We start from the raw sequence: 12,245 nt of genomic DNA on the forward strand, positions 1-12,245 counted from the left end.
TTTTGTCTGATAAGAGATGGTGAATACGTATTCTATGGATTGTTGCATTAGCGCAGTGTTTACAGCCCCGTTTATATGTCGAGTCAGTAAGTTAAAGGAAGCTGGGCTATTGTTGACCATGACTCAGCCAGAGGCCAAAAGCGCTAACAAAAATCATTTTACTTAGCAGCCTTTAGTACAACTCTTCATCTAAGCGCGTGGCGCCATCGCTTGCAGAACACAAGTAGACGGTGGGCTCAATACCGGTTTTGGCATGATATTGGCTTTCAATCGCTTCAACCACTGCGTCGGTGAGCTCATGGTCGACGAGTGCCACCACACAGCCACCAAAACCACCCCCCGTCATTCTTACTCCACCTTGTTGCCCCACAACTGTAGCGATAATCTCAACCAAGGAATCAATTTCAGGGACGGTGATCTCAAAGTCATCTCGCATCGAGGCGTGAGATTGTGCCATCAGTTCACTGAGTTTGCTGATATTACCTGCTTGTAAGGCATGGGCGGCATTTTGAGTGCGACGGTTTTCGGTTAGCACGTGTCGTGCGCGGCGATAGTTAACCTCTGGGAGCTGCGACTTGGCAGCTTCAAGTGCATGGAGCTCAACATGGCGCAGACTCTCGACGCCAAAATGGTTAGCGACCGCTTCGCACTGCTCACGACGTAGATTGTACTCTGAGTCGACAAGTCCACGTTGCACATTGGAGTTGACGATGATAAGGCTTAAGCTTTCAGGAATAGGCACAGGTTCACTGTCGAGATCTTCGCAGTCGATGAGCAACGCATGATCTTGTTCACCTAGGGCACTGATCATCTGATCCATAATGCCGCAGGCGCAGCCCACATATTGATTTTCGCCGCGTTGCGCCATTTGTGCCACCGCTAATGGTGACAGGCGTAACTGACTGCAATCATTTACAGCAGTGCCAAAAGCAAGTTCTAACGCTGCCGATGAAGAGAGGCCTGCACCAAGCGGGACGTTACCGACAACGGCAAGGTCTAACCCTTTGGCTGGCAGTCCTGAAGCCGCCATGGCGGCAGTAAATCCCTTAAGGTAGTTTATCCAGCCATCATCTGGGCTCATCTGGCCCTCTTGACCAAATTGCCAGCTGTGTATTTTACCAGGGAACGCATCCGATACCGCTCTATAGGTATCATCATCACGGCGTTTTACCGCGATAATGGTGTGAAAATTAATTGCAGCAGGTAATACAAAGCCATCATTATAATCTGTGTGTTCACCAATCAGGTTGACACGTCCTGGCGCGAGATAAAGATCATCGGCAGTAGTACCAAAGGTCTGCACAAATAGTTTGTTGGCGCGCTGTGCGGGATTCGACATGCTTTCTAGCTTCTCAGAAAAAGTTATCACACTCTGTGTTCACGAGTGACCACAGTATTTTCTACGGCGTTTGACGCCGTGATTCGTTCCTTGTCAATTTTATAGCACGACTCTGTGCGCTATGTAACTGAGTTTTTAACTATTAGGGTGTTGGAAATGCTGCTCACTCTGCTGTCGTAGACGCTCAGCAGCCTGTTCTGGTGTTAAGTCGCGCTGCGATTCAGCTAACATCTCGTAGCCCACCATAAACTTACGCACACTGGCACTGCGCAGTAACGGCGGATAGATATGTGCATGCAGTTGCCATTCAGGGTGGTCTTGACCATCAAAGGGGGTGCCGTGCCATCCCATTGAATAAGGGAAGCTGGTCTGAAACAGGTTGTCGTAACGGGTCATCAGAGATTTGATTATCACGGCTAAACTGAGCTGTTGTGATGCAGTGAGTTGGTGCAGATGGCCGACACCAAACCTTGGTAAAATAAGGGTTTCAAATGGCCAGGTCGCCCACCAAGGGACAACCACCGCCCAGTCATCGTTACTTATAACCAACCGCTGACCCGCGTTAAGTTCACGCTCCACATAATCAAGTAGCAAGGAGCGCCGATACTTGTTGAGGTAATCCAGTTGGTTGAGGCTCTCTGCTTGGGCTTCGTTGGGGAGTTCACTGACGGCCCAGATTTGACCATGGGGATGAGGGTTTGAGCAGCCCATGGCTTGACCTTTGTTTTCAAAGACTTGAACCCAAGGGTACTGCTTGCTTAGCTGCTGAACTTGTTCAGCTTGCACCTTTATCACTTGGGTTAATTCCGCTTCACTGAGCATAGGCAAGGTTTTACTGTGATCGGCAGAGAAACAGATCACTCGGCTAGTGCCAGATACCGAATGCATACCAAAGAGTGGATCATCATTCTTGTACTCTGGGGTGTTGTCGGCCAATGCCGCAAAGTCGTTGGTAAACACAAAGGGCTGTGTGTAGTCCGGATTACGTTCGCCGTTGATACGCAGATTGCCAGGACAAAGATAGCATTCAGGATCATGGCTAACGTTTGCGGGCAACTTTGGGGTTTCAAGCTGCCCCTGCCATGGGCGTTTCGCCCGATGAGGCGACACCAATACCCATTGACCATTGAGTGGATTAAAGCGTCGTTGCGGGTGCTCTGTGGGATCAAATTCGCTCATCAATTACTCTGCCGCCGGGATCGGTTGATGGTGACTGGATTGCTGACCAAAGACAAACTGGCTTAATCCCAATGTGACTATGATGGTAGCGGCCAAGGTTAGTGCCATTAAATGAATAAAGTGCAGTGGGCTCCAAACAAAAGTGAATATGGCATAAAGGAGCACGCCAAACACTAGCCCGCATTTTATCGCTTTTGCATTGACATTTTTGAAGACCAAGGCACAAATAAAGGCTGCCAGCACCGGCATAGAGTAAAGCCCATTCAGCTGTTGCAATAAGGCAATAATACTCTCTGATTGTGCAAAAACGGGTACCAAAGCGACTGAAATTAATGTGAAAATGAGCGCCACTCGCGTACCGATTTTTCGTACATCGGCATTGGCATTGATGTAGTTTTGATGGATATCGCAAGTATAAAGTGCTGCGGCTGAATTGAGGCAAGAGTTGAACGAGCTCAGCACCGCGCCAGCGAGGACCGCCGCAAACGCTCCTGACATCCAGCTAGGAAGAATATCGCCGACTAATTTACCGTAAGCGACATCGCCCACATCGCCATACAGTTTAAAGGCTACAATGCCTGGAAGTACCACAATGAGTGGAATGATCAGCTTCATCACTACGGCCGCGTATAAGCCTTTTTGGGCCTCTTTGACTGATTTTGCCGCCAGCGCTCGCTGGGTGATCACCATGTTAGTCCCCCAATAAAAAATTTGGATAAAGATCATGCCTGTAAGTAGGGTATGCCAAGGGATATCTGAATCATTGTCGCCCACTAAGGTTAAGCGTTCGAGTGGGATGCCAGAGAGATCAAAGTCGATAGCATGCATTGCGAGGTAGGAGACTACAACCCCCATTAAGATCAAGCCAATACCGTTAAGGCTGTCAGAGATCGCAATGGCGCGTAAACCGCCAAAAATCGCATATATTGCGCCAACAATCGCGAAGATTAAAGACAGCATGGTCACTGAAATACTGAGGTTAAACATCGACTTCATAAATAGTGAGCCGGTATAAAGTACAACGGGTAGAAGAATGAAGGCATAGCCGAGCATAAACAGTACAGAGACCATCGCACGGATCCCTTTGTCATTGTATTTTCGCTCCAGCAGCTCAGTGGTTGTAGTGCAGTTATATTGGTAATAGATAGGGATCAGCCACTTCGCTAGGATGATGAGTCCGATTGCTGCGGCAATTTCCCACCATGCAATCAGCAAGGTTTGCGCGCCGTTCATTCCCACTATCTGTTCGGCACTGATGTTAGTCATCATCAATGAGCCTGCCACCACAATCCAGCTCAGCCCACCACCTGCGAGAAAGTAGTCACGGCTGTCACTGTTATCTCGTGTAACCTTGCGGCACTTAATATAGGTGACTATGCCGACGAGTGCCGTTAGCCCAAAAAATATCGCAATCTGAATTAGCTGTTCCATGTCTATCCTTTGTTGTTATTCGTCTCTTCACCTAGCGCTTTATCAATAACTGACTTTAGGCGCGGTGACTTGCCAGTTCCTAAGCTTTTGTTCTTGCTTGCTGTTGAATATCACTGCTCGGTGCTAAGGGCTCAATACTGAAGTTGAACTGCATAGGTTCGGCTTTAATGCGGTAAGGTTGATGAACCTGCCGACCCCATGATGTATCGCCGCCAACACCCATCTGCTTATGGTCGATATTCCACGTGACAAATTCTCGAGTCGGTATTTCAGCGCCATGATTGGCTGTAACGGGCACAAGACCTGAGGCTGAGCCGGAAGCGTCGCCTTGTCTAAAGTCAATATCGGCTTGAGCGAACGGCCACAGGCTGGTTTGTAGCGTTTTTGTATTGGCTGCTTTGGCCAGCAAGCCTTTGCCGTTTGCGTCGGTGATGGCGACATAGCGGACATCGGTACGTTGACCTGTTTCTTGGGGGCGAGAGTAGCGATGAAAGGCTTTTTCGATGGGTAATACAAACCAACTCACAGGGTTACCTGATTTTCTATCGGCATAAGTTTCCTCTGGTCCACGGCCGAAGTAATGCATATAACGCTGGCTAAAGGGGAGTTGTGTTTGAAAACCAAAGCGGGGCAGGTCGGCAAGTTCAATGCTCCCCGGGCTAAATTGACTTTGTACCAGCAACTGTCCGTCTGTACTGACTTGGTAGCGAGTACTGAGGGTAAATTCCAGTGAAGGATGTTGTTGCAGCACTTCAATGGTGTAACGATCTAGGCGTTTAATTGACTGTAGCTTTAGCTCTTTTGCGGCATCTTGCCATGCGCCAGCCCATTGGGGCATTTGGTTGCCTAAATCGTTGTCCGTTGGTGCTCGCCAAAAATTAACCATCAAAGGCGCGCTGAGTTGCGACTGGCCATCTTGGGTGATATCGGTAAGCCAGCCACTGCTTTTAGAGATGAGATACTGGGTTTGCTCATTGCCTAACTGCCAGAATTTGTCTTGCTGGATTATCGCCTCTGCTAAGGCATGGGGTTGATTGCTGGCTTGCTGTAACGGGTACTGGCCAAATGCGATGCGATGAAAGCTAGGCAGTAAAGGTTGAGGTTTATCGACTAATACCTCTAGTCGCAATTGGTATTCATAGTGACGGTTAAATTTAGTGCGATTTAATGGCAGTTTTAGCGGTTTAGATAGACCTGCTTTTATCGTTGGCATCTGCATGATACCACTGCTAAATTGACGACCATCTTGCTCGACAGTCCATTTTAACACTAGACCTTGGGTATCGATAAAGTCATAGCGGTTTTCAAGGGTAAAGTTAATCCAATCACTATTGATCACCACCTCTTTGAAGCGCAGCGGTTGATAGACTTTTTTCACTTCACTCAAGTGTGGGTGAGGATTACGGTCGGGATCGACTAAGCCATTATTTAAAAAATTACCGTCAGTTGGCATGTCAGGATCATAATCCTTACCATAGGCCCAATAACGCTCGCCGTTGGCGTTAGTAAATGCCAGCGATTGATCGACCCAATCCCAGATAAAGCCGCCTTGAAGCTGTGGGTAGCGTTCAATGACATCCCAGTAATCTTGAAGATTTCCTACTGAGTTGCCCATGGCATGAGCATATTCAATCATGATCAGCGGGCGGTCGCTATGGGTCTTGGCGTAGGTTTCGATACGCTCAATGGATGGGTACATGGGCGCAACGATATCGGTATAGGCGTGTTGACCCGCAGGTTCATACTGCACTGGGCGACTTGGGTCACGCTGCTTTATCCAGTCGTAAAGTGTTGCAAAAAGTTTCCCCTCTCCAGCTTCGTTACCCAGTGACCAGATAATCACTGAAGCATGGTTCTTATCGCGCTCAACCATGCGGCTAATACGTGCCTGATGTGCTGGCAACCAGCTCATGGTATTACCCAGTTGGGTTTTTTCATCAATGGCCAATGGATGCGACTCAATATTGGCTTCGTCGACCACATATAAGCCATATCGATCAGTGAGTTTGAGCCAATAGGGATCATTCGGGTAGTGGCTCGAGCGCACGGCGTTGATATTGTTTTGTTTCATCAAACGAATATCTTGTAGCATTCGCTTCCGACTCACCACGTGGCCGGTATCTGGGTCAGTTTCGTGGCGATCGACACCGCGAATGGTAATAGCGCGACCATTGACTTTGAGCTGACCCGCTTCTATTTCTACATGGCGAAACCCTATCTGCTGACTCGTCACTTGCAAGGGGTTGCCTGATTGATCTGTAAGCGTGACCAACAGTTGATACAGATGCGGCGTCTCGGCGCTCCAAAGCTTTGGCGCATCAAGGCGTCCAACAAATTGTAGCTGTTGCCTATCCGACAACGACACCGCTTGCTGATCTTTGGCGACTAGGGTGCCATTTGGCGCGGTCAATTGATAATGCAGCTGTGCTGGGTAAGTGGTGTTAGCCTCATGATTGACGGTATTCAAACTGATGTCGAAACTGGCGCTATCGAGCGATGCGTTAAGTTGTTGGGTGAATGCAATATCTTCGATGCGCTGCTTGGGGGTGGCATAAAGATATACATCGCGTTCAATACCACTCATGCGCAGCATATCTTGGCTTTCTAGATAACTGGCATCACTCCAACGAATGATCTGCATGGCCAGCAGGTTCTTTCCTGGCTTGAGGTAGGCGCTAATATCAAATTCAGCAGGAGTTTTCGCCCCTTGGCTGTAACCAACCTCTTGTCCATTGATATACAGGGTGAGTGAGGAGCGTGCCGCCCCAATATGAAAGAAAACCTGCTTGTCCTGCCAGCTGGCGGGTAACTCGATGAGCTTTCGATAGAACCCGGTAGGGTTATGTTCTGTGGGGGCATTTGGCCACTTAGTTTCAAATGGGTAGCGCTCATCAAGATAGATGGCATTACCGAAACCTTGGGTTTCCCAGTTGCCAGGCACCTGAATCGACTGCCATTGGGTTGCATCTATGGTTGCAAGGGCAAAATCTTTTGGTGGGGAGGAGGGGTTATCAGCAAAGTAAAAATCCCAGCGACCATTGAGGTCTAGGTAATTATCACTGGCTGTTGGCTCATCGATGACTGCTAACGCTTGGCTTTCATAACCAAAGAAGCTGGCATGGGGGGCTAATTTATTCACCTCAAAAACCTGATGGTCTTGCCAGCGCTCTGCTGCAGCCAATAATGCGCAAGGTAAAGATAGGGTGATTAAGGTAAGCCAAGTGGCTGCACGAAGAAAGGTCGTCATTTAGTGCTCCTTGCGTTGCCAGACGATGGCGATATAACGGCTATCGGGACTGATAGCGACACGTGAAGGCGAGTGATGGTATGGCGTAGGGGCCACAAGCTCTGTCACCATCTGCCATCGATTATTGTTGGGCTGTGATTGGTACTTCCACGCCCTTAGTGTTTGTTGCTCAATGTTAAAAATCCAACCGTCACTGCTCCAGCCATAATCTTCGCTGCCCTGTTTCACAGAGATAAGTGCTTGGTGAGTGTTGCTAATTGGCTCGAAACGTTTAATTACCCGATCGCCATCAGGCTGTTTATGTAGATAGCTAAACGCGTTTTGTTGCGGCATCACGTGGATGCTACGCCCTGCACCAGCGACGACAAAATGGCGTTCATCGGCGCTAGCACCTAGTGGCTCAAAGTAGAGACTGTAGGCATAACGTGCCCAGATGAGGGTGCCTAGTTGCTCGTGCGTGGCATAGTAGCCAGAAGGGATCATCGACTGAATGCCACGCTCACGCGGTGACCATCCATCAGGGTGCTCGGTTTGTTGCCACACACTTTGATGGGGAACACCTTGTTCCACAACATAGCGAATTCCATTGCGACTGGCTTGTGGTGAGTACTCGCTTTCTGTAGGCGTGTGGGTGAGCTGCTCTAGGTTGGCGTTTCCAATATGATAGCGATAGATATCATTATGTTGGCTGCCGCGATCAGAGGTAAATAGTAACGACTGACTATCGGCACTGAAACTGGGTTGATTGTCATAACCGGTACGGTTAGTGATGGCTACCTTTTGGCCTAATGCCCAAGGCTGGGTGGCATTAGAGTTAACTTCTAACGGATAGAGCCAGATGTCATAGCCATTGGCTAAGGCAGAAACAGGCGGATAAACGCTGGCCAATATGGCGCAAAACGCAAGGTAGCTTCGCTCTGTAAGGGCATTAATCAACCCCTTAAGGGACGATAAACGAGTGACTTTTGTGGGTAGATGTGTTGTTTGCATTGTATTGTACTTCCCATCTAAACGCAGGATGGCAAGTACAATACAAGATTGTTAGGATAATGTATACAATTTAAGTTTTTGTTGGATAACTACATAAAGTCGAGTTAATTACGTGTTCTGTGTCTCGACAGCAATATCAGCCTCATGCTGCTGACCTGATTCAAGCTCTTGAATTACATGATCAACAAAACCCGCCCCCGCAGCCTCATAGAGGTTAAATACACTGTGGACCCCCGAATCTTTTAACGAGAGGGCATCTTCGCTGTATTGCACTATAGCGCTGAGCTTTCCTTTATAGTCGAGCCGCTTTAACTGTTCTACGGCGAACTGATTACCGATATGGTGTGGCATCGCTAATAGCACCAATTCTAGGTTAGGAGCCTTGTCGAGCTTCTCCCAAAAGTCAGTGTCAGAGGCATCCCCTTTAACCACGTTACGGCCTGCATCTTTATGGAAATCGACCAATTCTTGTTTGTGCTCAATACCGAGAATTTCACCATCAAACTTATTGGCGAGTTCGTCATAAGCACCGCTACCGATCCGTCCCATGCCTAATATTAAGAAGCGAGGGTTACCAACGCGAATAGGTCTATCTTCAGGATGCAGTGGATGACGTTCAAGCTTTTGCAGCCGAGACTGAAACTTTTGGTACAACCGATTCGATGCGGTGTTAAACGGTGCCGCAACGAGGAAGCTTAAACTTAAGGCCACGGCTAGAATGATCATCCATTGTGGTGGCAGCCAGCCTTTGCTTGTTGCTACTGCTGCCACAATTAGGCCAAACTCGCTGTAATTACCTAAGGTAATAGAACTCAATAGCGAGGTGCGTGAGCGCAGTTTAAAGTAGGTGAGTAGGTAGAGAAATAGCACCACTTTGATCGGCACAATAATCACCAACAAGGATGCAAGCCCGATGTCTGAAAAGCTTGGTAAACCATTAAGGCCAATGGTTAAAAAGAAGGCGACGAGGAATAGTTCTTTAAAATAGAACAGCGACTTAGCTAGCTCAGAGGATTTGGCGTGGCCAGCCAGTAAGATACCGATGATCAGGGCGCCTAGGTCAGGTTTTAGCCCCACAAGCTCAAACAGTCCAGCACCTAATACTAACGCCATCACCAGGCCAAAGAGCACCAAGAGTTCGCCGTGGCCGACTCGGTCAAAGGCTTTATAAATAATAGGTTTAGCAAAAGGCAGTAATAACAGTCCTAAGGCCCAAATCGATGGGATATCTCCTTTTGATATGGTCAGGAAGGCGACGGCGAAGATATCCTGCATAATCAAAATACCGATGGCCACACGACCATACAATGACTGCATGTCACCCTTATCTTCAAGGATTTTTACGGCAAAGATAGTACTGGAAAAGCTCAAGGCAAAGGCTAATAAACCCAGTTGGTGTAATCCTAGTCCCGTGAGTTGCTCTAGGCCCAGTAAACCTAAGATTTTAAGCAGAGGAATAAAAAATAGCATCGATGCCATCAAGTGTAGGCTGGAGCCTGCTAAGACTTCGGCCTTAAATAAGCTACGAATATCGAGCTTTAAACCAATAGCAAATAACAACAGCGTTACACCGAGATTGGCCAGCTGCTCAAGCAGAGGTAAGCTTGATTCATCGATACCAAATAAGAACAGGACAAACCCAGCTACCAGATAGCCAATTAAGGGTGGCAATCCAACACGACTGACTAGCATGCCACAGGCTAAGGTGATAATGAGTATAGCGGGTTCCATGACAATCCTTTTTATGGCAGGGAGAACTAAATACCTCTTATTGTATAAGATTTCTGTTAACTATAAATGAAATTTGTATCGATCATGGAGATAAATTATCAGTGTGTAGGTGAGGCATCGCCATAAAAAAGCCCCCTTGCGGAGGCTTGTTATGAATAACGCTAGGTTACTTTGCCAGTAAGAGATCTAAATGGTTAGCAAAGGCCTCTGGTTTCATAAAGCCAGTAACACGTAATTCGTCACGCGATTGTCCCTGACTGTCAAACATCAACAGTGTGGGTAGGCCGAGTACGTCATAGTGCTCAAGTAACGCGACATCAACCGCATCATTTTTGGTGACGTCAGCTTGCAAGAATACCATCTGAGACAATCGTTGCTGCACAGCGCTATCTTTAAAGGTGATGTTTTCAAACTCTTTACAGGCTACACACCAGTCGGCATACAGATCTAACATCACGGGTTTGCCCTGGGCTGTGGCCGCGGCGATTTCATTTTCTAGGTCTGCTAACGATTTAATCTTTTTGTGCGTGACCCCTTGCTCTGTATTCATGGCACCATGGGATTGAAAGCCTAAGCTACTCATCATGGCTTGGAAACCATAAGAGAAACTTGCCAGCAGCAGTAATAGCAAACTGACTGAGCGAACGGTTTGTTTCCAGTTAAACTCGGTCTGTTTGTTTTGGTGCATCAGGTAACCAGCTAGTGTGACGCCCCACAGTGCCCACATAAGATCAGACACTAAACCCGGCCAGATGCGGCCAATCATCACAATCGAAACGGCGATGAGCAAGAAGCCGAAGAAGGTCTTTATCACATCCATCCATGCACCAGCTCTTGGAAGTAGCTTACCGCCCGAGGAACCAATGACAAGTAGTGGCAAGCCCATGCCCATACTTAGTACGTAGAGTGCAAGGAAACCTTGTACTAAATCTCCAGTTTGTGCCACGTAGACTAAGGCACCAGATAATGGCGCCGTGGTGCATGGTGAAGCCACAAGCCCTGAAATCACGCCCATTAAAAATACGCCTGCTACATTGCCGCCTTTTTGATTGTTTGAGAAGCGGTTCATTTTCTCCTGCCAGCTGGAGGGCAGTTTGAGATCATATAAACCAAACATCGATAGGCTGAGAACGAAGAATAAGATAGCTAATACGATGAGTACAGCAGGGTGTTGCAAAGCCGCTTGGTATTTCATCCCAGCTGACGCCACCACTAAACCCAGTAGTGAGTAGGTGATAGCCATACCTTGGACATACACCATAGATAGACTAAAGGCTTTAGCGGTTGAGAGCTTTTCTCCTTGGCCAACAATAATGCCTGACAAAATAGGATACATAGGGAACACGCAGGGCGTTAGTGCTAAACCAATGCCTAAGCCGAAAAAGATCACTAAGGTCCATAGCAGGCTGTCACCCGATAGCATTGCGCTTAGGCTATCTTGCTGAGTGATCGGCGCGCTGCTTTGCGCCGTTGTTGCTATGTCACTGCTGGTCGCTGCTGGGAGCAAGCCGTCGTTGGGCGCGATTTCACTGAGAATGGCACTGCGTTTGGTTGGTGGGAAGCATAGCTTACCTTCGGCGCAGCCCATAAACGTCACGTTAAGTGTGCCCTCTGCCGAGGCTTCTTTGATGGCAACCGGAATTTCAACGTAGGAGTAGTAGACCTCTTGCTCTCCAAAATAGTCATCGGTATGCGCTTTGCCGCGTGGCAATTGAATTTCACCTAATATGGCGCCATCGGCTTCAAACTTTAGTTTGTCGCGATACATGTAATAGCCTTCGGCTATTACCCAGCTGACTTTGACTCGCTCGCCCTCTTGCTTAAAGTCGAAGACGAACGCTTCGTCTACCGGCATTAACTTAGGTTCATTCTTTAGGAAGTCAAATTTATTGCTGCTGAAAATACCCTCTGCTTGCACCGTTGGCGCTAACAGGAGTACAGAAGAGAGAATAAGGAACAGGAATTTTTTCATAGTTGTGTGGTTTCTTTTATCCAATCTAAATAAGCGGGCGAACCTTGCACAATTTCAGTGGCAATCAATTCGGGTACATCATAAGGATGCAGGGCGATGATCTTATCTGCTAATTGCGAGTAGAGGCTTTTATGACACTTAAATGAAAGAGAGACTTCACTCTCTTGACAGACTTTACCCTGCCAGCGATAGACGGATGTCATTGGCGCTGATATTTGTGCACAGGCAGCCAGTTTTGCGTCGACCACGTCATGGGCAATGGTGCGAGCCGTCGCGTCATCGGGGCAGCTGGTCATCACCAGTAGGTAGGTATCTAACATTGGTATGCTTGGGTCTCAATTAAGTGTTTTTAAACT

General features: G+C 47.9%; 8 protein-coding genes. All 8 read right to left on the reverse strand.

Annotated features, from left to right (window positions below):
• Positions 1-172: 172 nt before the first annotated feature.
• Complete coding sequence (gene galK, locus BEL05_RS08825; RefSeq protein ID WP_069670935.1) at positions 173-1,339, reverse strand: galactokinase; 1,167 nt, start codon at positions 1,337-1,339, stop codon at positions 173-175.
• A gap of 135 nt (positions 1,340-1,474) precedes the next feature.
• Positions 1,475-2,518, reverse strand: a complete 1,044-nt coding sequence (locus BEL05_RS08830) for a UDP-glucose--hexose-1-phosphate uridylyltransferase (protein WP_028763829.1) — start codon at positions 2,516-2,518, stop codon at positions 1,475-1,477.
• A gap of 3 nt (positions 2,519-2,521) precedes the next feature.
• Positions 2,522-3,949 carry a solute:sodium symporter family transporter gene (locus BEL05_RS08835; protein WP_069670936.1) on the reverse strand — a complete coding sequence of 476 codons (1,428 nt, stop codon included), beginning with the start codon at positions 3,947-3,949 and terminating at the stop codon, positions 2,522-2,524.
• Positions 3,950-4,028: 79 nt separating this feature from the next.
• Complete coding sequence (locus BEL05_RS08840; RefSeq protein WP_069670937.1) at positions 4,029-7,196, reverse strand: glycoside hydrolase family 2 TIM barrel-domain containing protein; 3,168 nt, start codon at positions 7,194-7,196, stop codon at positions 4,029-4,031.
• Positions 7,197-8,186, reverse strand: a complete 990-nt coding sequence (locus BEL05_RS08845) for a TolB family protein (RefSeq protein ID WP_083250329.1) — start codon at positions 8,184-8,186, stop codon at positions 7,197-7,199.
• A 108-nt stretch (positions 8,187-8,294) separates the two neighbouring features.
• On the reverse strand, positions 8,295-9,917 hold the full coding sequence (locus tag BEL05_RS08850; RefSeq protein WP_028763825.1) for a cation:proton antiporter domain-containing protein: 1,623 nt from the start codon (positions 9,915-9,917) through the stop codon (positions 8,295-8,297).
• Between the two features lie 166 nt (positions 9,918-10,083).
• Positions 10,084-11,889 (reverse strand): protein-disulfide reductase DsbD, encoded by a 1,806-nt coding sequence (locus BEL05_RS08855; RefSeq protein WP_069670938.1) that lies wholly within the window; start codon positions 11,887-11,889, stop codon positions 10,084-10,086.
• Positions 11,886-12,209 carry a divalent-cation tolerance protein CutA gene (gene cutA, locus BEL05_RS08860; RefSeq protein WP_069670939.1) on the reverse strand — a complete coding sequence of 108 codons (324 nt, stop codon included), beginning with the start codon at positions 12,207-12,209 and terminating at the stop codon, positions 11,886-11,888. The genes BEL05_RS08855 and cutA overlap by 4 nt, the downstream gene beginning before the upstream one ends.
• Positions 12,210-12,245: the final 36 nt, after the last annotated feature.

The sequence above is a fragment of the Shewanella colwelliana genome, assembly GCF_001735525.1.
Lineage (GTDB): Bacteria > Pseudomonadota > Gammaproteobacteria > Enterobacterales > Shewanellaceae > Shewanella > Shewanella colwelliana.